This window comes from Klebsiella indica (assembly GCF_005860775.1).
Classification (GTDB): Bacteria; Pseudomonadota; Gammaproteobacteria; order Enterobacterales; family Enterobacteriaceae; genus Klebsiella; species Klebsiella indica.
The window spans coordinates 33,502-54,997 of record NZ_VCHQ01000027.1; the positions used below are offsets into that span (position 1 = coordinate 33,502).

Annotated in this window: 18 protein-coding genes, 1 other RNA gene and 2 pseudogenes; 15 read left to right on the forward strand and 6 right to left on the reverse strand. The window is 53.5% G+C overall.

What is annotated here, in order from left to right:
- Positions 1-3 precede the first annotated feature (3 nt).
- The 4 genes from agaE to kbaZ are packed head-to-tail and all read right to left on the reverse strand — an operon-like array spanning position 4 to position 3,469.
- Positions 4-888 carry a PTS N-acetylgalactosamine transporter subunit IID gene (gene agaE / locus FE839_RS19485; RefSeq protein WP_138362432.1) on the reverse strand — a complete coding sequence of 295 codons (885 nt, stop codon included), beginning with the start codon at positions 886-888 and terminating at the stop codon, positions 4-6.
- Positions 878-1,657: a PTS N-acetylgalactosamine transporter subunit IIC gene (gene agaW / locus FE839_RS19490; RefSeq protein WP_138362433.1), complete on the reverse strand. Its 780-nt coding sequence runs from the start codon at positions 1,655-1,657 to the stop codon at positions 878-880. The genes agaE and agaW overlap by 11 nt, the downstream gene beginning before the upstream one ends.
- Before the next feature lie 10 nt (positions 1,658-1,667).
- Complete coding sequence (agaV, locus tag FE839_RS19495; protein ID WP_138362434.1) at positions 1,668-2,141, reverse strand: PTS N-acetylgalactosamine transporter subunit IIB; 474 nt, start codon at positions 2,139-2,141, stop codon at positions 1,668-1,670.
- A gap of 20 nt (positions 2,142-2,161) precedes the next feature.
- Positions 2,162-3,469, reverse strand: a complete 1,308-nt coding sequence (kbaZ, locus tag FE839_RS19500; RefSeq protein ID WP_138362567.1) for a tagatose-bisphosphate aldolase subunit KbaZ — start codon at positions 3,467-3,469, stop codon at positions 2,162-2,164.
- A gap of 238 nt (positions 3,470-3,707) precedes the next feature.
- On the opposite strand from kbaZ, the gene FE839_RS19505 reads away from it, so the two are divergent.
- Positions 3,708-4,532 (forward strand): DeoR family transcriptional regulator, encoded by an 825-nt coding sequence (locus FE839_RS19505; RefSeq protein ID WP_138362435.1) that lies wholly within the window; start codon positions 3,708-3,710, stop codon positions 4,530-4,532.
- Positions 4,533-4,780: 248 nt separating this feature from the next.
- Here the strand turns inward: FE839_RS19505 and garD are convergent, their stop codons facing one another.
- The gene (gene garD, locus FE839_RS19510) at positions 4,781-6,352 is read right to left on the reverse strand and encodes a galactarate dehydratase (RefSeq protein ID WP_138362436.1); all 1,572 of its coding nucleotides are present in this window, start codon (positions 6,350-6,352) and stop codon (positions 4,781-4,783) included.
- A 397-nt stretch (positions 6,353-6,749) separates the two neighbouring features.
- Here garD and FE839_RS25200 point away from each other — a divergent pair, with 397 nt between their 5' ends.
- From FE839_RS25200 to FE839_RS19575, 13 genes and pseudogenes are all read left to right on the forward strand, one after another.
- Positions 6,750-7,004 (forward strand): hypothetical protein, encoded by a 255-nt coding sequence (locus FE839_RS25200; protein ID WP_479680755.1) that lies wholly within the window; start codon positions 6,750-6,752, stop codon positions 7,002-7,004.
- Positions 6,989-7,147, forward strand: a pseudogene (locus FE839_RS25205) (MFS transporter); the annotation flags it as partial. The gene FE839_RS25200 and the pseudogene FE839_RS25205, both read left to right, overlap by 16 nt.
- A 28-nt stretch (positions 7,148-7,175) precedes the next feature.
- Positions 7,176-7,955 (forward strand): 2-dehydro-3-deoxyglucarate aldolase, encoded by a 780-nt coding sequence (gene garL / locus FE839_RS19520; protein ID WP_138362437.1) that lies wholly within the window; start codon positions 7,176-7,178, stop codon positions 7,953-7,955.
- Positions 7,956-8,099: 144 nt separating this feature from the next.
- On the forward strand, positions 8,100-8,990 hold the full coding sequence (gene garR, locus FE839_RS19525) for a 2-hydroxy-3-oxopropionate reductase (RefSeq protein WP_138362438.1): 891 nt from the start codon (positions 8,100-8,102) through the stop codon (positions 8,988-8,990).
- A gap of 65 nt (positions 8,991-9,055) precedes the next feature.
- Positions 9,056-10,201 (forward strand): glycerate 2-kinase, encoded by a 1,146-nt coding sequence (garK, locus tag FE839_RS19530; RefSeq protein ID WP_138362439.1) that lies wholly within the window; start codon positions 9,056-9,058, stop codon positions 10,199-10,201.
- A 32-nt stretch (positions 10,202-10,233) separates the two neighbouring features.
- Positions 10,234-10,612: RNase P RNA component class A (rnpB, locus tag FE839_RS19535), an RNA gene on the forward strand.
- A gap of 712 nt (positions 10,613-11,324) precedes the next feature.
- Positions 11,325-12,932: an FGGY-family carbohydrate kinase gene (locus tag FE839_RS19545; protein WP_138362440.1), complete on the forward strand. Its 1,608-nt coding sequence runs from the start codon at positions 11,325-11,327 to the stop codon at positions 12,930-12,932.
- Positions 12,933-12,955: 23 nt separating this feature from the next.
- Complete coding sequence (locus FE839_RS19550) at positions 12,956-14,605, forward strand: signal transduction protein (protein ID WP_138362441.1); 1,650 nt, start codon at positions 12,956-12,958, stop codon at positions 14,603-14,605.
- Between the two features lie 151 nt (positions 14,606-14,756).
- Entirely contained in the window at positions 14,757-16,214 is a 1,458-nt protein-coding gene (locus tag FE839_RS19555) for an MFS transporter (RefSeq protein ID WP_138362442.1), read from the forward strand.
- A 55-nt stretch (positions 16,215-16,269) separates the two neighbouring features.
- Positions 16,270-17,373, forward strand: a complete 1,104-nt coding sequence (locus FE839_RS19560) for a mandelate racemase/muconate lactonizing enzyme family protein (protein WP_138362568.1) — start codon at positions 16,270-16,272, stop codon at positions 17,371-17,373.
- A gap of 24 nt (positions 17,374-17,397) precedes the next feature.
- Positions 17,398-18,225, forward strand: a complete 828-nt coding sequence (locus tag FE839_RS19565) for an SDR family oxidoreductase (RefSeq protein WP_138362443.1) — start codon at positions 17,398-17,400, stop codon at positions 18,223-18,225.
- The gene (locus FE839_RS19570) at positions 18,219-19,127 is read left to right on the forward strand and encodes a dihydrodipicolinate synthase family protein (protein ID WP_138362444.1); all 909 of its coding nucleotides are present in this window, start codon (positions 18,219-18,221) and stop codon (positions 19,125-19,127) included. Before FE839_RS19565 ends, FE839_RS19570 begins: the two co-directional genes overlap by 7 nt.
- On the forward strand, positions 19,117-19,545 hold the full coding sequence (locus FE839_RS19575) for a GlcG/HbpS family heme-binding protein (RefSeq protein ID WP_138362445.1): 429 nt from the start codon (positions 19,117-19,119) through the stop codon (positions 19,543-19,545). Before FE839_RS19570 ends, FE839_RS19575 begins: the two co-directional genes overlap by 11 nt.
- Positions 19,546-19,600: 55 nt before the next feature.
- Here FE839_RS19575 and FE839_RS19580 read toward each other — a convergent pair whose 3' ends face one another.
- The gene (locus FE839_RS19580) at positions 19,601-20,611 is read right to left on the reverse strand and encodes a LacI family DNA-binding transcriptional regulator (protein ID WP_138362446.1); all 1,011 of its coding nucleotides are present in this window, start codon (positions 20,609-20,611) and stop codon (positions 19,601-19,603) included.
- Between the two features lie 518 nt (positions 20,612-21,129).
- On the opposite strand from FE839_RS19580, the pseudogene FE839_RS19585 reads away from it, so the two are divergent.
- A pseudogene (locus FE839_RS19585) lies at positions 21,130-21,267 on the forward strand (IS110 family transposase); the annotation flags it as partial.
- Positions 21,268-21,496 lie beyond the last annotated feature (229 nt).

Here is a 21,496-nt window from a genome sequence, read left to right on the forward strand (position 1 = left end):
GTTTTACAGGAAGTGACAGAACTTACCAACCACGCCGAGTAGCACGGTGATACCGATGAGGCGCAGCGGACTCCAGCCGCGGCGTACCAGCCAGAACATGGTCAGGGTATAGACCAGCGGCAAAAACGCGGGCATCAGCTTGTCGATAACATCGGCCTGCAGTTTGACGATTGCATCACCAGCCTTGATTTCGAGCGTGGTGTTCAGACGAACATAGGTCGCAACGAGCGCGCCAATGACCGTCATCCCGACAATAGACGCCGCGTGACCTACTTTTTTCGTGTTCGCTTTGATAAGCGGTATCGCCGCAACACCCATACGGTAAGCATAGTGCGCCAGACCAAAGCGCAGTCCGAGGTGGACTACGTTAAACAGCACAATAAAGACCACCGCGCCGAGAATAGACCCCTGTAATGCCAGACTGGCCCCAATACCGCCGCAAATAGGTAACAGCGTTAGCCAGAACATCGCATCGCCAATCCCGCCGAGCGGCGCGCCAACGGCGATTTTGGTGCTTTGAATACTGTTTACATCCTGCTTTGAACGCTCCATTGCCAGGATAATGCCGATAACAAACGTCACCAGGAAGGGATGGGTGTTGAAGAAGCCCATATGGCCTTTCATGGCGCGCGCCAGGTCGCGTTGGTTGGTATGGATCTTTTTCAGCGCGGGTAACAGACCATACAGCCAACCGGAAGCCTGCATACGTTCGTAGTTAAAGGAAGCCTGTAGCAGCATAGAGCGCCAGGCCACGCGGTTGATATCTTTTTTCGTCAGTTCTGCGCCAATACTTTGATCTTCATAGATGTTTTCGTTTACGCCGGTAAGCAGCGTTTCTTCATTATCATTATCGGAAGTATTCGGCAGAGTATGTTGGTTAGATGCCATCTTCGAATTCCTCTTTCTGTGCCGCCGGTTGAGTCGGTTCAGGAGATTTACGCAGCAGATCGATCAGCGCCATTGCCAGCGCAGCGGCGGCGATAGCCAGGACCGGAAGCTTGAGCCATGCTGCGGCAACGAAACCGATGATGAAGTAGGGGATGTAGACGTTTTTCATCATGATTTTCAGCAGTACGGCAAAACCGATGGCTGGCATGATGCCGCCTGCGACGCCCAGACCGTCAATCAGACGCTCCGGCAGAACATCAATCGCGGTTTTTGCGTGTTCAGCCCCGAAGTAAATCGGCAGGAATGCGCAAAGGAAATAGAAAATGCCTAACGCCAGTAGCGCCAGATAGTTGACTCGTTCAATGCCTCGGGTATCTGCGTTAGCCGCCATGCGATCGCAGCGGGACATCACGCCGGACATGACGGAGAACAGGAAGGTAATTCCCATTTGCACCGCTACCGCGAATGGTACGGCGACACCGACGGCGACGTCAGGTTTCACGCCGGTGGTAATAGCGAAAGTCGTGCCCACGATGGTACCGATAATCACGTTCGGCGGCTGAGCGCCGGCCAGCGGAGCCAGTCCCATCCACACCAGTTCCAGCGTACCGCCGGTTAAGATACCGGTATGCAGATCGCCCAGAATCAGGCCAACCAGCGGGCCAAGTACTACCGGACGGTGCATGTGCGTTAACCCGTTGAACATATCCAGGCCGGCAATGAAAGCGAGAATGCCTAATGCAATAGCCTGCAACAGACTGATTTCCATTGTGAATCCCTCAAAGTAGTTTAAAGAGATCCAAAGCAGGTTCTGTCGGCACGCCCTGAACGAAGCATTCCACTCCGGCGGCCTTCAGGCCGTTAAACGCGCTGATATCGTTGGCGTCGACAGAAACCGTTTTGGCAATTTGTTGTTTACCTTCGGCGTAATGCATGTTTCCTACGTTGATGCGTGTGACGGGAACGCCGCCCTCAACCAGTTTGAGAAAATCAGCCGGCGTTCTGCAAACCAGCAAAATTTTCTGCCGATCGGCGGCGCGGTGAATGTTGTCGATCACTTTCTGCAGCGACCAGAAGCGCACAGCAATTCCTTCAGCCAGCACCATTTCCATCAGGCTCTGCTGGACGGTGTCTTCCGCCACTTCATCGTTGGCGACCAGTACCAGATTCGCCCCCGCAAATCCGACCCACTGTACGCCGACCTGGCCGTGGATAAGCCTTTCGTCAATGCGGCTTAATACAATATTTGGCATCGTGTTTTTCTCCTTTCTTGTTATCCGTGCAGGGATGTAACGCCCTGGCAGGCGGCGTGGTACTGCTGCAGTATGTCCTGAATATGGCTGATGATGAGTTCCTGCGGCGTGGCACTGAGATCCCCTTCGCGCACTTTTACGTACTGCAACGGTAAATACTGGCTAATGAGCGGCAGCGGGATGGGGTCGTCCGCCAGGTTGCGTACCAGTCGTGCAAAAGCCTCATCAATCAGGCTGTCTGGCCAGTAGTAGCGAACGCGGTCGGAGTAGCTGTAGCCGCGGGCCAGACGACGCGCGTTGCCATCCCCATGGTAGTGGCTCTGCCAGTATTCCGGGCGGTCGAGCATTACGCTCTCAAGCACATGGCGCAGGCCGGAGCAGGCTTTGGCTGGCAGTAGCTCCTCTTCGATAGCCGCCAGCGAGAACAGCGCTTCGCGCAGGGCAAAGGTCAGGGCCGGGCCGACTTTCAGGATGGCGAAGTGATCTTTTACTAGCTGACGCAGCGATTGCGGCGTCTGGTAATCCGTGGAGTGCGCTTCGAATACCAGCGTGTCATACGTTTCCACCATCTCGCTCAGGGCGGCGGCTTTTTGCGGCTGATAATCAATGACGCGCGCGTTGTCAAATTCAACGCCGGGTTGCACGACCAGCCCGATGATACGGGGCCAGATGGCGCCGAGCCCCTGTTTTTCAAACGCATGGCGATGGGCTTCCAGCGTGGCGCGTGCCGCATCGGGCGTGGTGACCGCCAGCTCGGTTAGCGCTTCATGAGCGCCGCCAGGAACCGGTACTTCGGTACCAATGACGTAGACGAGATCGGATTCGCCAAACTGCGCAACGCAGGTTTCTTCGGCAATTTTCGCCAGACGCGCGGCGCGTTCAGCGACGATGGCGTCGGTTAATGGCAGCGGATCGCCCTGACAGGACATGCTGCAATCAAGGTGGATCTTTTTAAACCCTGCGGCCACGTAGCTTTTGATCAAATCGTCGGCCCTGGCCATGGCCAGTTCCGCTGACAGATTCTGCCAACGGTTAGGGCCCAGATGGTCGCCGCCCAGAATCAGCTGCTGCTGGGGGAAATTAAGCGTGTCCGCCAGCTGGCAGACAAAGCGGCGAAAATCGGCCGGGGTCATGCCCGTGTAGCCGCCAAACTGGTCAACCTGATTTGAGGTGGCCTCGATCAATAGCGGCGTGTGGTTGGCATGGGCGTAGCGTATTGCGGATTCCAGCACCAGTGGATGCGCCGAACATACGGCATAAATCCCGTTGGCCTTTCCCCGTTTATGCTGTTCCACCATTATTGTCAGATGTTTCACTTTCCTCTCCATGTCAGCTGGCTTCGACATATATCTTTCGTTTTGTTTCATTTCATACTGCATCAGGGCCTTGTAAAAATAAAACGAAAGATAATGGTTTTCCGATCTGTTTCACAAAAGAAACATAATGAAAGCATTCAGCCACAGTTAAGAGATGTTACGGGGCGCTGGCAGGGCTTGCATTCTGCAAAAAGAAAGGTGTTAATAGGCAAATCGAAATGAAACGAAAGTTTTGACTAAGGGATTTGTTATGAGCGATACCGATTCTTCCGCTGACAGGCGTATCACCGGAACCAGCGAACGAAGAGAGCAGATTATTCAGCGATTGCGGCAGCAGGGAAGCGTACAGGTCAACGATCTTGCGGCGCTATATGCTGTCTCTACGGTGACGATCCGTAACGATCTTGCCTTTCTGGAGAAGCAGGGTATTGCCGTGCGTGCTTACGGCGGTGCTCTGATTTGCGACAGTAATACACCTGCTGTTGAACCCTCAGTGGAAGATAAAAGCGCGCTCAATACGGCGGTGAAACGTAGTATCGCCAGGGCTGCTGTTGAGCTCATTAAACCCGGGCACCGGGTGATCCTTGACTCCGGTACCACGACGTATGAGATTGCCCGCCTGCTGCGTCAGCATACCGATGTGATTGCGATGACGAATGGTATGAACGTCGCCAATGCTCTACTGGATGCGGAAGGGGTTGAGCTACTGATGACCGGGGGCCACCTGCGCCGTCAGTCGCAGTCATTTTATGGCGATCAGGCTGAACAATCCTTGCAGAATTACCACTTCGATATGCTGTTTCTTGGCGTTGACGCGATTGATTTAGAGCGCGGCGTCAGTACCCATAATGAAGACGAAGCCCGGCTGAATCGCCGGATGTGTGAAGTGGCAGAAAGCATCATCGTCGTCACGGATTCGAGTAAATTCAACCGTTCCAGTCTGCACAAGATTATTGATACTCAGCGCATTGACATGATTATTGTCGATGAAGCGATTCCGACGGACAGCCTGGAGGGGCTACGGAGGAGCGGAATAGAGGTTATCTTAGTTAAATCTGGTTCAGGTATGGGATAAATATATCCCTCATACTTCAGGCCGCGTTTTTGTTGGAGTCCTGCGCTTATCCCGCTACGGGCTGATTGTATGCATCCGGGGGATGCGTTTTGTGGCCGCATTACCCGGCCTTCGGTCTCGCTCCGGCGGGGCCAGCGCAGCGGCCGCGCAAAACGGTTAACCGTTTTGTTCTGCAACTCGAATTATTCAGAGTATAAACCGGGGAAGACAGCGTTTCCCCGGCCGGAAAAATGACGATGTGATATTAATCAGGTCACCGGCGCCGGGTTAAACACCGCGAGCTGATTGTGCAGGCCCAATTGATCGGAGAAAGTCTTCTTGCGGCCGCTGGCGACAGCAAGAATAAATTCAAACAGCTTCAGACCCACTTCTTCGATCGTCTCTTCACCGGTGGCGATAGTTCCGGCGTTGATATCCATTAAGTCATACCAGCGATTCGCCAGCTCGGTACGCGTCGCCATCTTAATGACCGGCACTGCCGCCAGGCCATACGGCGTACCGCGGCCGGTGGTAAATACCTGCACCGTGATCCCGGATGCCACCTGCTGGGTGCCACAGACGAAATCGCTGGCTGGCGTTGCGGCGTAAATCAGACCGCGTTTAGTTGGCCGCTGCCCCGGAGAGAGCACCTCGGCAATCGCGCTCTTCCCGGATTTAGCGATAGAACCCAGCGCCTTCTCGACTACGTTCGCCAGGCCGCCTTTTTTGTTACCGGGAGAAGGATTGGCGCTACGATCGGTTTTCCCCATATCGAGGTAGTTATCGTACCAGGCCATCTCTTCCAGCAGACGTTTTCCCACCTCTTCGTTGATAGCGCGCGGCGTCAGCAGATGGATTGCATCGCGCACTTCGGTCACCTCCGAGAACATGACCGTCGCACCGCAGCGGACCAGCAGATCTGAAGCATAGCCCACTGCCGGATTGGCGGTTACACCAGAAAACGCGTCGCTGCCGCCGCACTGCATACCGACGACCAGTTCGGAAGCCGGGCAGGTTTCTCGCTGGCGCTGATTCAGTTTCTCCAGATGGCGCTCGGCGACCTGCAGAATGTCATCAACCATTGATTTAAAACCCACGTGCTTCTCATCCTGAAGGCTGACGATGCTGGCGCTATCCACCGGGATGCTTTTCACATCATCGGTACCTTTTAACAGGCGTTCCGGCTGAAGTTTTTCGCAACCGAGGCCGATGACCATCACCTCGCCGCCGAAGTTCGGGTTGAGCGCAAGGTTGTGAATAGTGCGGATTGGCACGACAGCCGCCGGGGCATTAATTGCCACGCCGCAGCCATAAAGGTGGTTCAGACCCACAACGCCATCGACGTTAGGATACTTCGGCAGAAGGTCACGTTCGATAATTTTAACCACATAATCCACAACCCCTGCCACGCAGTGCACGCTGGTGCTAATACCGAGCAGGTTTTTGGTCCCGACGCTACCGTCGGCGTTACGATACCCTTCGAAGGTATAACCCTCCAGCGGCGGCAGAGGCGCAGGGACTTTGGTTGCCAGGGGTAAGGTATGTAACGGCGGCGCTTTTGGCAGTTCGACCAGCGATTCATCAATCCAGCTGCCCTGCGGGATATCGCGTACAGCGTAGCCAATCACTTCTCCATAGCGGATGATTTCTCCGTGCGCGGGAATATCGACCAGCGCGACTTTGTGGCCTTGTGGGATATGTTCGACGAGCGTGAGCCCGTCAGGAAAGCGTGTTCCGGCTTTTAAACCTCGATCGTTAACAATAATTGCCACATTATCTGTTTGGTGTACTTTTATATAAAACGCCGTCGGTGATGGTTGTCTAATTTCAACGTCAGCCATTGTCCAGTATTCTCCATAAAAGGTGTGAATAATAAAATAAAACGGTTATTCAATTCCTGATGTGCAGATTTATGTAATAAAGAGTGTCAGGTGTTCAGATTCGAAAATGTGATCTAAATCACTCATCGTGGCGAGAGAGAACGCTGCCAGGCAGGAAATCACTGGAATTGTGCATCAGCGCCCACTGCTTGTGTCATATGCACAGCAATAATGGTTTTTATATGTCATTTATAGGTTATATGCACAGTGTTCAATGGCCGCGAGCTGATTATACTGAGTCTTACTTGCTCTGCGCCGGATGAGTATATTGATACTACCTGATATTGAGTCCTGAATAATTAAGAATCATACCAAAAAATAAATAAATGGCAGGGGTTTCGTACCAGGGGAATATTAAATGAGTCTGGATATAACGATAGAACAGAAAAAGAATGTATCAATCCGACATTTAATTTTGTTGCTCATTTTTATTCTAACCGGACCGTGGGGCAAACTGTTTCACAACCCGACCGGACATCCACGAATGACCAAAGAAGAGCTGAAGTTTATCTCCGGGAATGGTGCGGTCGTCGATATGGACCATAAAAAGTCGGGCGGTGTCGCGGAAAGAGGTACTAAACTTAATTATATCAAATGGTTGCTTCCATCGTAACCCCGCTGGTGATGGGGTGCCTGGTGAGCGAGCTGCACTCATTGAACGCAGCCCTGGTCTTCGTTGGATGCCCGGCCCTGATGGCAATGATTTGCTATCTGTTCGTTGTCGGCGACATCAAACGTATGGAACTGCAGAAATAACTAACGGTTAAGTGACAAGGTATAAGTAATGAAAAACGATATCTTCCCGAACAAATTTAAGGCGGCCCTGGCGGCTCATCAGGTGCAGATTGGCTGCTGGTCCGCGCTGGCCAGCGCCGGCAGTACCGAAGTTTTAGGCCTGGCTGGTTTCGACTGGCTGGTGCTGGATGGTGAACATGCGCCGAACGATATTTCCACCTTTATCCCGCAACTGATGGCGCTGAAAGGGAGTTCCAGCGCGCCGGTAGTGCGTGTGCCGACCAATGAGCCGGTGATCATTAAGCGCCTGCTGGATATCGGCTTCTACAACTTCCTGATCCCGTTCGTGGAGACTGAAGAAGAGGCTGCTAATGCCGTGGCCTCAACCCGCTATCCGCCAGAAGGTATTCGCGGCGTTTCCGTGTCACACCGCGCCAATATGTTCGGCACCGTGGCGGATTATTTCGCCCAGTCCAACAAAAATATCACCATCCTGGTGCAAATCGAAAGTCAGCAGGGCATGGAAAACGTCGAGGCGATTGCGGCTACCGATGGCGTTGACGGTATTTTCGTCGGTCCAAGCGATCTGGCCGCTGCGTTAGGCCATCTGGGCAATGCATCCCACCCGGAAGTGCAGAAAGCTATCCAGTACATCTTCGCGAGCGCGAAAAAGCACGGTAAGCCGAGCGGTATTCTGGCGCCAGTAGAAGCGGATGCGCGTCGCTATCTGGAATGGGGAGCGACCTTTGTCGCCGTCGGCAGCGATCTGGGCGTATTCCGTTCTGCCACGCAGAAACTGGCTGATTCCTTTAAGAAATATACCCAATAAATTTCTAGCTGCATCAAGGCGGTAACTAAGCAAATCCCCAGGAGCTTACACGAGTAAGTGACTGGGGTGAGCGAAGTCCGCCAACGAAGAGGCAGCCTGAAAGGTGAAGGGTATCGCCACCACCGAAACTAGAGAGATAAAAACATGACAATGAAAGTTGGTTTTATTGGCCTTGGTATCATGGGTAAACCAATGAGTAAAAACCTCCTCAAGGCAGGTTACTCGTTGGTGGTTACCGATCGTAACCCAGGGGCGATTGCAGAAGTCGTTGCCGCAGGCGCTGAAACAGCCACCTCGGCGAAAGAGATTGCTGAACAGTGTGGCGTGATTATCACCATGCTGCCGAACTCTCCGCATGTGAAAGAGGTCGCGTTGGGTGAAGGCGGCATCATTGAAGGTGCGAAGCCGGGAACTGTTCTGATTGACATGAGTTCTATCGCTCCGCTGGCCAGCCGTGAAATCAGCGATGCGCTGAAAGTAAAAGGTGTGGATATGCTGGACGCGCCGGTCAGCGGCGGTGAACCGAAAGCCATTGATGGAACCCTGTCGGTAATGGTCGGCGGCGATAAAGCGATTTTTGACAAATATTATGATCTGATGAAAGCAATGGCAGGTTCAGTGGTACATACCGGTGATATCGGGGCGGGTAACGTGACTAAGCTGGCCAATCAGGTCATTGTGGCGCTCAATATTGCCGCGATGTCTGAAGCACTGACCCTGGCGACCAAAGCCGGTGTTAACCCGGATCTGGTGTATCAGGCAATCCGCGGCGGGCTGGCTGGAAGTACTGTGCTGGATGCAAAAGCGCCAATGGTGATGGATCGTAACTTCAAACCAGGTTTCCGTATCGATCTGCATATCAAAGATCTGGCAAATGCGCTGGACACTTCCCACGGCGTGGGCGCACAGCTGCCGTTGACGGCGGCGGTAATGGAAATGATGCAGGCGCTGCGCGCCGACGGTCTGGGGACTGCCGACCATAGTGCTCTTGCATGTTACTACGAAAAACTGGCGAAAGTGGAAGTCACACGTTAACAAGAAGGGCGCGGATATGCGCCCTGTCATTCTTGCCTTGCGCGGCACTGTCAGGCTACATAACTATGAAAATCGTAATCGCCCCAGACTCTTATAAAGAAAGCCTCTCGGCCACCGAGGTTGCCCAGGCTATAGAAAAAGGTTTTCGGGAAATATTCCCCGATGCGCTCTACGTGAAAGTCCCGCTCGCCGATGGTGGAGAAGGTACCGTTGAGGCGATGATTGCCGCGACGCAGGGAACCCGGATGAGCATTTGTGTGACGGGGCCGCTGGGCGTACCGGTTGATGCCAGTTGGGGGCTTTCCGGTGATGGCAAAACGGCATTTATTGAGATGGCGGCGGCCAGCGGGCTGGGGCTGGTGCCGCCTGCACAGCGCAATCCGTTGTTGACCACATCGCGCGGTACTGGCGAACTGATTTTACACGCGCTGGATCATGGGGCGAAAAACATCATCATTGGTATTGGCGGCAGCGCCACCAATGACGGCGGCGCGGGGATGATGCAGGCGCTGGGCGCACGTCTTTGCGATGCCGATGGCGCGGAGATCGGCAACGGCGGCGGTTGTCTGTATAACCTCAGTTCGATCGATATTTCCGCTCTTGATGCGCGCCTGCATGATTGTACTATCCGTGTGGCTTGTGACGTGACTAATCCGCTGCTCGGCGACAACGGTGCTTCACGGATATTTGGTCCACAAAAAGGGGCTACTGAGGCGATGATCCGCGAACTGGATCGCAATCTTGAGCATTATGCTGACGTGATCAAAACTGATTTACACGTTGACGTTAAGCAGGTTGCCGGCGCAGGCGCCGCAGGCGGTATGGGCGCGGCGCTAATGGCATTTCTCAACGCTGAATTGCGCAGTGGGATCGAAATCGTGACCCAGGCGTTGAATCTGGAAGAACATATTCTCGATTGTTCGCTGGTGGTCACCGGAGAAGGCCGACTGGATAGCCAGAGCATTCACGGTAAAGTCCCGGTTGGCGTTGCGAGCGTAGCGAAAAAGTATCGTAAACCGGTGATCGGCATCGCCGGTAGTCTGACTCGCGATGTCGGCGTGGTTCATCAACATGGTATTGACGCGGTATTTAGCGTGTTGACTTGCGTAACGACTCTGGAAGAGGCATTTCGCGGCGCGGCGGATAACATTTATCATGCGTCGCGTAATATTGCGGCGACATTGCAGGTCGGGATGGCGACGGAAGGATGACAATCGGCGGTAAACCCTCTATACTGCGCGCCGAAGCTGACCAGACAGTCGCCGCTTCGTCGTCGTCCTCTTCGGAGGAGACAGGCGGAGGGGAGGAAAGTCCGGGCTCCATAGGGCAGGGTGCCAGGTAACGCCTGGGGGGCGCAAGCCCACGACCAGTGCAACAGAGAGCAAACCGCCGATGGCCCGCGCAAGCGGGATCAGGTAAGGGTGAAAGGGTGCGGTAAGAGCGCACCGCGCGGCTGGTAACAGTTCGCGGCACGGTAAACTCCACCCGGAGCAAGGCCAAATAGGGGTTCACAAGGTACGGCCCGTACTGAACCCGGGTAGGCTGCTTGAGCCAGTGAGCGATTGCTGGCCTAGATGAATGACTGTCCACGACAGAACCCGGCTTAACGGTCAGCTTCAACTTCTTCTAAAACAATACGTTGGTGTATCTCAGGTGCTCAGAAGCAAAAATGGGATACGGAATGGGATACACCAACGGTTGTTCACCCTCCAATACGCTCCAGCGAAACGGTATTTTTACGCCTATATCAGAACCACCCCCACCAAATTTTTCCGGTGTAGTCTGGGGACAGATAGCTCACGTCGCACACATTTTCTGATCTCACGTTTAAAGCCATTTTACTTCCAGAATTTCCGCCAAGGTGCTTTTGATACCGTTGGTTCATCCTGCCGGTGTTCAAGAAGGAGCATAGCCTGCTTAAGACTATCAATGTGTGAATCCTTTGATGTGTCGTGAGGTGAGGGTACCGGCCTTTACATACTGGTCTCCATCACGCTAGTTGCGCTGAATGGCCCTGTCCTGCAACACCGTTATTTTCAGATGCTGCCTGACTAGCATAAGGCGCATCCTGCCGCGAAAACGGGCAAGTACGGATAAAGACACTGATTTCCCGTAGTACTTCTTTTCTTGATGCAGTTTTTCTTCGGTGCGGGCGGCAAAGCCTGCAGCCCGGTAACACGTGTGCCAAACGATTGGGATATGGCTATCTGTTGTTTTTTTATTAGAAAATTATAAAAACAATTTTGATGGTCATCACAAAACCCTGGCAAAGTAATTGTGGCCGCTTTTTTTTTGCTCTAATTTGCTAATTCGAGTTAGCTAAGGGGTTTTGCTATGAACGCAGATGCTTATATCGGAGTTGACGTCGGTTCGGGGAGTGTCCGGGCCGGGATTTTTACCTCTACTGGCGAGCGGCTGGCTTTCGCCGTTCGTCCCATTAGTCAGTTCCATGATTCTGACGAGCGTGTCGAGCAATCCTCTGTCGAGATCTGGCAAGCGGTGGGGGCGGCAGTCAGCGAAAGCGTTCGTGCTTCGGGGATCGATCCGGCACACATTCGTGCTGTTGGCTTCGATGCTACCTGTTCTCTGGTTGCGGTAGCGGCCGATGGTACAGGCATATCGGTTTCGCCTGCCGGGGAGGAGGAAAGGGACATCATTATGTGGCGCGATCACCGTGCCCAGCAGGAAGCGAAGATCATCAACTATACCGGCGACGAAACGCTACGTTACTTGGGCGGCGAAGTCAGCGTCGAAATGGAGTTGCCGAAAATCCTCTGGCTCAAACGTCATCTTCCACAACGATATCAACAGATCTGGCGACTGTTTGATCTGGCGGATTATCTGGTGTGGCGCGCCTGCGGCAATGACATAGCCAGCACCTGCACCCTTACCTGTAAATGGAACTACCTGGCCCACGAACAGCGCTTCAGTCACTCGCTGTTACGCGCCATCGGACTGGAAGAAGTTGCGAATATGATCCCCGGCACGGTACGCGAGCCCGGAGAAAAGGCCGGTACGCTGCGACCGGAAGTCGCCCGACAGTGGGGATTATGCGAAGAGGTGGTGGTTGCGACCGGTATCATCGACGCTCACGCCGGTGGGCTGTCGCTCAGCGGCGGCCAGCCGCAGGGCAGCCTCGCCATTATCAGCGGCACTTCCAATTGCCACATGATCGTCAGTAAACAGCCCATTGTTATCCCCGGTGTCTGGGGGCCCTACTGGGGCGCGATGATGCCACAATGGTGGCTGAATGAAGGCGGTCAAAGCGCAGCTGGCGCGCTGGTGGATTGGACGCTTCAGCAGCATTCACACTGGGTCGCTTTGCAACAGGAAGCAAATGCACGAGGTGAATCGCCATATCAATTGATTAATCAGCTGGTGGAACAACTTGAAGCAGAGGAACGTTGGCCGACGCGCCATCTGCATGTGCTAGGCGATCATCACGGCAACCGCTCGCCCAGGGCCAACCCTCAGTCACGTGGGGCGATCTACGGCCTCACCCTGGAAAGTGGAGCGGACGGACTGGCGCGGCTCTATCTTGCCACTCTACAGGCTATCGCTTACGGAACTCGCCATATTATCGACGCCATGCGCGCCGCCGGGCATGACGTTTCGCGGATCATGATGTGTGGCGGAGCGACAAAAAACCCGCTGTGGCTGCGTGAATACGCCAACGCCACTGGCTGCGATATCCACCTGGCTCGGGAAGAAGACGCTGTCACTCTCGGCGCGGCGCTGCTCGGCAGCGTGGCCTGCGGTGGCTTCGCCTCCCTTACCGAGGCTGTCTCCGCCATGAGCCATCGTGGTAAAAGCATTATCGCCGATCTTTCTCCGCAGACACAGGCCTTTCATCAGGCGAAGTATCAGGTCTACCTGCAAATGTATGACGATCTACAGCGGGCGGAACAGCAGTTTAGCGCCATCATGCACAATACAAAATAATTTACCCTACAGGAGCCATTCCGATGTTGAATTTAACCCTACCCGCAGAAGAAGAACTCATCACTCCGCAAGCCAGCGAAATCCTTATGGTGACCAATGCGGATTTACGCGAACCGGCTAATGTCACCTGCTGGCCGACACAAAAATTATTTGAACAACGGCTGGAAGTCGCACTGGAAAAACTGGGCTGGCGAATGCGACGTGCCCACCCGATAAGCGAAAGCCGCTGTCACGGTTTTATTAGCAGCCAGAAAGAAGGTAGCGATCTGTTTGCTCATATCGATCCCGATGCACCAGTGATCGTGTTGCTTACTGCCTGGCAATACTCTCACCATCTCGCCGCATCTCTGGTACATCATCGTGGACCGATTTTACTGCTCGCCAATTTCGACGGCACCTGGCCCGGTCTGGTGGGAATGTTGTGCATGGCCGGTTGCTTGACTAGTCTTGAACGCAATTACTCCCGTTTGTGGTCGGAGACGTTCACCGATAATGCGTTTATGCGTGGCCTTGATACCTGGCTGCGCGACGGTCACCTCAGCCATAAACTCGATTATCTGCACCCGGTACCCGCAAGCACTCCGCTGCTGGCCAGTGCGGCCGGGCAGATCGGCGTGAAAGTGGGTCAGTCGATTCTGAAACACAAAGCAATTATCGGCCTGTTCGACGCCTTTTGCATGGGAATGATCAACGGTGTCTTTCCGCAGAAGGCGATGATTGATGTCGGTATCCCGATGGAATCGCTGTCGCAGTCTGCGCTGTTGGTAGAGATGAGCAAGGTGCCGCAGGCGCTGCGTGAAGCTTGCCTCGACTGGTATGAAACGCGCGGTATGCGCTTCAACTTCGGCACTAACGGTGCTACGGATCTTACCCGCGAGCAGGTGCTGGAGCAGTGCGCGATGATGATCGCTATGGCTCGTTTCGTGAAACGCTTCGGCCTGTCGGCGGTAGGCGTGCAATATCAGCAAGGATTGAAAGATAGTTGTGCGGCCTCCGATTTTGCCGAAGGGGCGATTGGCAACGCCGAGCGCTTCCCGATTCCCGATGAACAAGGCGAGATTATCTGCCCCGACGCCCCGATCACTTGTATTAATGAGGTGGATATGGGCAGCGCTATTCCGCAGGTGATGCTGGCGAAATTGCTGGGTGCTCTGGGCCTTGCGAGCGAAACTACACTTCACGACATCCGCTGGGGTAGCGAATACAACGGCACTTTCTACTGGGATCTGGAGATTTCCGGCGCGGTGCCGTTCGCCCATCTGAAAGGTGCTATCGCTGGTGCCGTCGGCTATCGCCAGCCGCCGATGTTTTTCCCCTACGGCGGCTCGACCATCGCCGGTCAGGGTAAAGCCGGACGCTTTATCTGGGCCCGAGCCCACTATGAAGGCACCAGGGTCGTTCTGCACATCGGCACCGGAACTGCGGTGGAACTACCGGAAGCGGAGTTTGAACGTCGTCGTCGCGCGACCAACTATGAATGGCCGTTGCTGAATGCAGTGCTCGACGGCGTCTCCCGCGACAATTTGATGGCGGGCCATCAGAGTAATCATCTGAGCCTGGCTTATGTCGAGGAAGCGTTGCTGCCGGAAGTGTTGACGGCATTTATTGCTCAGTCATTAACGCAAAACATGCGGGTATATCTCGCAGGCGATGCCTGTCAGCTAGTGCAATAAAACCTGATACGCTTATGTATTTTTTACGTTGTTAGCGATCTGGCACACATCCGGTTAACTCGACTCCTTAAAACAGAATAAGGAGCGAGTAGACGCATATTTGTTCGGCTAAGCCGGGGGGCCCCTCGGCCTCCGAATAAGAGAGGATTTTATGTATCAGCAGCAACATATTGAATTCATTATTCAAAAAGCCAAAAAACGGCTTGATGTTCATGAAGCTCCCGCCAGCACCAAAGCGGGTTGGCTGATGATCACCGCATTATTGATCGAATCATGGGATATCTATTCCATGGCTTTTATTCTGTTCGCACTGAAAGATATTTATGATCCGAGTAGTTGGCTACTCGGCTTTACTGCCGCTGGCACGCAGTTGGGGGCTGTGATCGGTGCTCTGCTCGGTGGCTGGCTAACCGATAAATACGGGCGCCGCAAAATTTTCCTCTGGTCAATGATTCTGTTTGCGATGTTCGCCATTTTGCAGGGGCTGGCGCCGAATATATACTGGCTGGCAGTTATCCGCTGTCTCGCCGGAATCCCGGTGGGCGCTGACGTTGCTAATGGCTTCACCTATATCATGGAAGTCATGCCGAAAGGCAAACGTGAGGTGATGGCCAACCGCTGGCAGTTTATGTTCGCGTTGGGCATCATCGCCGCGATCATGCTGGTCACCAGCCTGGTCATGCTTGGCGTCCATTCGGATTTAATCTGGCGTATCGTGCTGGCGGTACCTGCGATCCCCGCTTGTCTGTTGCTTTTTATGCGTCGCGAGCTTCCGGAGACGCCAGCCTGGTTTATTGAACGAGGCCGTTTTATCGAGGCAAAACAGGCTTCGCGCGAATACTACGGTGAACAAGTGGGCAAGCTACTGGATGACATTCTGCCGGACGAGAACGTTACTATTGCCGAGCCAACGCTGAAGGAGACTTTGCACGACCTGTTCCGCCGCCCGTTCACTCGCCGCACCACGATCTTCGGCTGGTTTTCTTGCGCTGTACAATCTTTTGAGAACTATGCCTTTTCATTCTACCTTCCGTTGATTCTTGCCACTATCGGAATTTCCGGGCAGATCCAGAATAACTTAGCCCTGTTGGTGGTGAACTGTATCGCCGCTCTGTCAGCATTCGTCGGCCCGCTGCTTCTGCCGAAACTGGGACATAAAGGCCTGAGCAAATACGGTTTCCTGCTGGTAACCATCGGTATTTCTGTCTCATCATGGGGCGTCTATAGCAGTAGTTTCAGCTTTATCACTCTTGGCGCGGCACTGATGCTCTGGGGCCATTACTGGGACTCGGAGAGCGGCATGACCGTAATCTCACTGGTGGCGAAACCTCGTTATCGCGGCGTGGCTTCCGGTATCGGCTACACCATTGTTAAGGTGACCGCATTCCTCACCACCCTGGTGTTCCCGCCGTTGTTTGAAACTCTAGGCGTGCCGCTGGCATCGCTGATCATCGCTGTTGCTCCATTCTGTGCCTTCTTCGCCTCTATCTTCCTGTTGCCGGAAGTATTTGGCCATGCGGTGGGCGATGAGCATGATCAGAACTACACAGAGACCGCTGAAATAGAGATACCAGAGCTGCAACAGCCAGCCACGACATCAAAAAACTAACGTTTTCCCGGCCGTGCGCCACTGGGGCGCGCGGTAAAGAAAAAGGATGACCATGATGAACAGTACTAAAATGCCCGTCATTGAAAATATCGAACTGATGACCGCCCGCGTCCCGCTGCAGGAAGGCCCTTGGGGAGATCAAATTCACCACGTCACTGATATCGAGGTGGCAATTGTCGACGTCCACGGCTCCAATGGTTACGTCGGCACCGGTTTCAGCCATACTTCTGGATGGTGCGGCAAAACGATTTCCGCACTGATCTCCGAAATCATTCCTGATGTTATCGGCCAGCCGCTCTCGCCGCGTGGCCTATGGCATCGCTCGTATAAATATATTCACGACGTCGGTGGCGCTGGTGTCACCACTCACGCCCTCGCCGCGCTAGATATCGCCTACTGGGATTTACTCGGCAAAACGCTCAATGCTCCGATTGTCGATATTATCGGCCGGGTGCGCGACCGCGTACCGCTTTACGGTAGCGGTATTAATCTGCACCTTTCCATTGAAGAAGTCATCGAGCAGGTCAAACGCTGGAAAAAAACCGGCTATCTGGCGGCGAAAGTAAAGGTGGGCAAGCCGACGCTGGAAGAGGATGTCGAACGGCTGCGCAAAATTCAGGAGGCAGTGCCGGGCTTCCCGCTAGCAGTGGATGCTAATCAGGGCTGGAACTTCCCACAGGCTCTGCGCGCGTTCAAACTGTTCGAACCGTTGAATCTGCTGTGGGTTGAGGAACCTTTGCCCTCCGACGATATTACCGGTCACCTGAAACTGCGGGAACGTAGCACGACGCCGATCGCGCTGGGTGAGAACGTCTATAACTTGAATCAGTTCACGCAATATATTGAGAGCGGCTGCGTGGATTATGTGCAGGCAGATCTGGGACGAGTCGGCGGCATTACCGGCTACCTTGATATCGCTGCCGTCGCCCGAGCTCACAATCTGCCGATGACCCCACATTTTGTTATGGAGCTCAGCGCCAGTTTGTTGGCCGCCGTGCCGAACGTCTCCTATGCCGAAATGACCGACGGAGGACGCTGGAAGGATCTGCATATCATCGCCGAAGCAGGCAAAGAGCTGGACGGCTACTACGTACCGAGTGATCGTCCGGGTCACGGCATTATTCTCGACCGTGATTACCTTACCACACATAAAATCTGACCACATATTGATGGGGAAAGAGCAATGGAAGACAGCTTATTCTCGGTTAAAGATAAGATCATTATCGTGACCGGCGGTCTGGGACAACTGGGCGCACAGTATGTAAAAACGCTGCATGAGCGCGGCGCAAAGGTGGCTGCGCTGGCCACTCACGTTGATGCCATGCGCGTGGAGCGTGTATTGGGAGCGCTTAAGGACTCCGACCGACTGCTGTTCGCTGAGGTTAATATTACCGATAAAGTCAGCATCAATCAGGTTCTGGATCGTATAGAAGCCAAGTGGGGCGTGCCTGACGGCTTGGTCAACAACGCTGGAGTTGACACCCAACCCAGCGCACCGCCGGAAGTCTCTGGTCCGTTTGAAGATTTTCCGGAAGAGGTCTTCCGGGACGTGGTGGAAGTGAATCTGGTTGGCACCTTTCTTATGACCCAACAGGTCGGTAAGCGGATGCGCCAGCATGGCAAGGGAGGCTCGATCATCAACATCGGTTCGATTTATGGCATTGTCTCGCCGGTGCAGGATATTTATAGCTATAAGAAAGAAGATACCGGCATTCCATTCGTCAAACCGGTGGCCTACTCGGCGGCTAAATCCGGGCTGTATAACTTTACCCGCTACTGCGCCACATACTGGGGCCGCGACGGGATCCGCGTCAATACCCTGACTCTCTCTGGTGTTGAGCGTGGCGATCAGGACCCGCGTTTTCAGAAAAACTATACTAACCGCATTCCCATCGGTCGCATGGCGCAAGCACATGAATATAACGGCGCGGTAGTGTTCCTGCTTTCCGACGCTTCGGTCTATATGACCGGCTCCAATGTGGTGGTGGATGGAGGCTGGACAGCATGGTAAACGACAAATGGCAGGCGTTCCGCGGTATTATTTCGGCTGTGGTTACTCCGATGAACGCCGATGAATCAGTTAATTACACGGCGCTGGCCACTCTCGCCCACGCCCAGTTGGCGCGTGGCGTAGAAGGCTTTTACTGTTGCGGCTCCTCCGGTGAGGGGCCACTCCTGCGCTTCGACGAGCGTAGACAGGTGCTGACGACTCTGGTAACGGCAGTGGCAGGCCAAGTGCCGGTCATCGCCCATGTTGGCACGCCACGTACCCGCGACGCTGTCGAACTGGCGAAAAGCGCTGAACAGGATGGTGCCAGCGCGGTATCGCTGGTACCGCCTTACTATTATAAATATAGCCGAGAAGAGATCATCTCGTATTACCGTCGGGTTTTGGATGCTATCTCCATTCCTGTGATTTTGTATAATATTCCGCAGTTTACCGGTGTCGAGCTCGACAGCCTCAGCGCAGAAGCGCTGCTTGGCGACGAACAGGTGTTGGGCGTGAAACATACTTCACATAACCTTTATTCACTGGAAAGGATGATCTTCCGTTACCCGGAAAAGGTGTTTATTAATGGATTCGATGAGATCTTTCTTGCCAGTCTCGCCGCTGGTACCACCGCCACCATTGGCACCACAGTGAATTTTCAGCCGGAGTTATTCCTCGCCCTGCGTAGCGCTTTTCAACAAGGTGATATTGAACGGGCGCAGCGTCTGCAGCAGAGGATTAACGAAGTGGTGGAGCAGTTGATTGCGTGCGGTGTATTCCAGGCGGCGAAATACCTGGCAGGTAAAGGCGTGGTCGACACTGGGCCGATTCGTGAGCCCTTTGTCGCGTTGACGGCGATGCAGCGGGATGAGCTGGATGCGCTCCATCTGCGTTTGCAGGAGTATATAGCCGATGTCCGATAATATTTTTTATACGCCCAGCCGTCTTAACGACATCGCGGTATGTCAGCGGCTGACACGTTTTTTACTGGAGACGGAAGAAAATCCGCAGAGCGTCGGGCTGGCGATAGCTGTGGTGGGCGCCGATGGCGAGCTGATAGCCTTCGGCGCGCACTCTTGCTGCTCCGCTCTGCCCCGTCAGCTGGCGCAGCGTAAGGCGTGGAGTGCATTACGCTTTCGTCGTTCGACAGCGCGGCTTGCGGAAGAAGCAAGTCAGGGCCTATTGACTCTGGGGACATTTAACGATCCGCGCTTGTTGGCAATGCCGGGTGGTGTCCCCATTATGGTGGATGGACTGGTGATAGGCGGTGCGGGGATTAGCGGACTGCCTCCGGAGCTGGATGCGGAACTGGCGGCGCGCTTTGTCAATCGGCTTATCTAAGTGTATTTTCCCGGCCGGGGATCCGCTTTATGTCTGCGGATATCCGGCCTTTGCATTACTTCTGATATTTTTCTACTGACAGCGGTCGGTGAATCAGAGTCATTGGCACGGTGATTTTGACGTTTCCGCTCTCTCCTTGCAGCTTTTGCTTCATCAGATTAAATGCGTGCTGCGCCCAGGCATCCTCATCCTGTCGCATTGACCATACCGCATTAGGTAAAAATCCCAACATTTGATGTTCGTCGAAAGTGCCGATAGAAATATTCGACGGGATAAAACCGTATGTTTCCCGTAAAGCGCTCAGCGTTCCTTCAAGAATGGGCAACGACGAAGCGATAAAAACCTGTGGCGGTTTCCTATGTTGCTGTAAAAAATTGAGCATTAGTTGCTTGCCCTCTTCCTGGCGGTTGTGATTGGCGGAAAGTATCCACTCCTTACCAGCCGGCAATTCGCTAAGATAACCCTGTAGACGCCGTTGGATTGACGGTTGCAGGGTATCGCCCGCGATAAAAAAAATCGGCAATACCTCCAGTGCCTGCGTCATGGCCTGCACCAGCTTTTTGCTGCCATTGTAGTTGTCGCTCACGACCAGTGACGTATCGTTTTCACCGAAGTCGCGGTCAAGGATCACCAGTGGCCGCTTGCGCGCGACCTTTTGATGGTGTTGTTGGGTTTCCCGCGTCGAAGGCACCACGAACATTCCGTCGACATTGCGTGCCAGCAATCCCTCGACTAAGCTGTTCTCATGCTCGCTATCGCTATAGGTACAGGCAATCATCAGTTGATAACCTGCCTGACGACAGCGAGACTCCAGTTTTTCCGCAAGGGTGGAGAAAAACAGGTTCGATAAGCGTGGGATCACCAGCCCTAACGTTTCAGTTTTATTCAGCTTCAAACTGCGGGCAGTATGGTTAACAACTAGTCCATTTTCAGCGATATAATCATTGATGCGTTTTTGCGTTTTGGCGCTGATGCGATAGCGCTCAGCATTGCCTCCCAGAACCAGGCGCACCGTGGTCACTGAGATATCCAGCGCTTTGGCGACTTGCTCAACGGTTTTAGCCATAACCTCACTTTCCATAAAAAACACAATTGTTTAATCATAAACTAATTCGAATTAGCAGGATATTGATTGCGGGAATTCTTTACATCTCTAAATGTCAGCGTTTACGGTTGTGCTGCATTCTTATGCCTGGAGATACGTACCTTATTTCCACGTCGGAAAATTATGACCATGCGATGTTTATTCTTCTCTGCACCAGAGGCCGTAGATAAAAACCGATATGGCAGATAGCTCAGCATTTATCGAATAAATGCATTACCCTGACTGCGCGTTGGTAAGATTTAATAAATCTGATACGGTAGATATTAAACAATGATGCTCAGAAGCTGAGTGAACTGCTGATTCAGCTTCTGAAATAGGCTGAAAAAGATGACGTGCACTGATAGTTTTCTCATATTGCCAAAGGGCTGCTAATCCGGCAGGCTTTACTGGTCATTTTTAATTAACTGGCAGTACAAAAAATTTTAAGTGCTTTTAATTTCCTGTCGCCGGGATTTCTTCAAGGCCAAAGCAGGTTCCCCGTTACCCGTTCAGAAGGTGTCATTGTCGGATACATCCCCTGACTGGCAATGTGCCGCATTGCAGACTTACACGCCAGCGAAGCCAAAACCGATGCCTGCGATACTGTCCTTATCGTGGAGGCTACCAGTACCTTGCCACCCCCTATACTCAGCCGTGACGACATTGATTGTGTCGGTTTTCGTTTTGCCGATCGCCCCGTCGCTGTCTTGCGATTATTTTATCTCGCGCTTCGCCGCGCATCTCCGACGTTGCCAGAACGCGTGGAAAATACGCCGAATAATTCTCTGGATAACCAACCGTTGTATAAAAAAGTGCTGTGAGCAGATAATGGCGCTTTCTTAAGGTGTCAGGCATTTTAAAGAAACA

What these genes read in the sequence shown, in the direction of transcription:
- agaE (WP_138362432.1), bottom strand. Translation starts at nt 888, where the DNA reads ATGGCATCTAACCAACATACTCTGCCGAATACTTCCGATAATGATAAT.
- agaW (WP_138362433.1), bottom strand. Translation starts at nt 1,657, where the DNA reads ATGGAAATCAGTCTGTTGCAGGCTATTGCATTAGGCATTCTCGCTTTC.
- agaV (WP_138362434.1), bottom strand. Translation starts at nt 2,141, where the DNA reads ATGCCAAATATTGTATTAAGCCGCATTGACGAAAGGCTTATCCACGGC.
- kbaZ (WP_138362567.1), bottom strand. Translation starts at nt 3,469, where the DNA reads ATGGAGAGGAAAGTGAAACATCTGACAATAATGGTGGAACAGCATAAA.
- FE839_RS19505 (WP_138362435.1), top strand. Translation starts at nt 3,708, where the DNA reads ATGAGCGATACCGATTCTTCCGCTGACAGGCGTATCACCGGAACCAGC.
- garD (WP_138362436.1), bottom strand. Translation starts at nt 6,352, where the DNA reads ATGGCTGACGTTGAAATTAGACAACCATCACCGACGGCGTTTTATATA.
- FE839_RS25200 (WP_479680755.1), top strand. Translation starts at nt 6,750, where the DNA reads ATGAGTCTGGATATAACGATAGAACAGAAAAAGAATGTATCAATCCGA.
- garL (WP_138362437.1), top strand. Translation starts at nt 7,176, where the DNA reads ATGAAAAACGATATCTTCCCGAACAAATTTAAGGCGGCCCTGGCGGCT.
- garR (WP_138362438.1), top strand. Translation starts at nt 8,100, where the DNA reads ATGACAATGAAAGTTGGTTTTATTGGCCTTGGTATCATGGGTAAACCA.
- garK (WP_138362439.1), top strand. Translation starts at nt 9,056, where the DNA reads ATGAAAATCGTAATCGCCCCAGACTCTTATAAAGAAAGCCTCTCGGCC.
- FE839_RS19545 (WP_138362440.1), top strand. Translation starts at nt 11,325, where the DNA reads ATGAACGCAGATGCTTATATCGGAGTTGACGTCGGTTCGGGGAGTGTC.
- FE839_RS19550 (WP_138362441.1), top strand. Translation starts at nt 12,956, where the DNA reads ATGTTGAATTTAACCCTACCCGCAGAAGAAGAACTCATCACTCCGCAA.
- FE839_RS19555 (WP_138362442.1), top strand. Translation starts at nt 14,757, where the DNA reads ATGTATCAGCAGCAACATATTGAATTCATTATTCAAAAAGCCAAAAAA.
- FE839_RS19560 (WP_138362568.1), top strand. Translation starts at nt 16,270, where the DNA reads ATGAACAGTACTAAAATGCCCGTCATTGAAAATATCGAACTGATGACC.
- FE839_RS19565 (WP_138362443.1), top strand. Translation starts at nt 17,398, where the DNA reads ATGGAAGACAGCTTATTCTCGGTTAAAGATAAGATCATTATCGTGACC.
- FE839_RS19570 (WP_138362444.1), top strand. Translation starts at nt 18,219, where the DNA reads ATGGTAAACGACAAATGGCAGGCGTTCCGCGGTATTATTTCGGCTGTG.
- FE839_RS19575 (WP_138362445.1), top strand. Translation starts at nt 19,117, where the DNA reads ATGTCCGATAATATTTTTTATACGCCCAGCCGTCTTAACGACATCGCG.
- FE839_RS19580 (WP_138362446.1), bottom strand. Translation starts at nt 20,611, where the DNA reads ATGGCTAAAACCGTTGAGCAAGTCGCCAAAGCGCTGGATATCTCAGTG.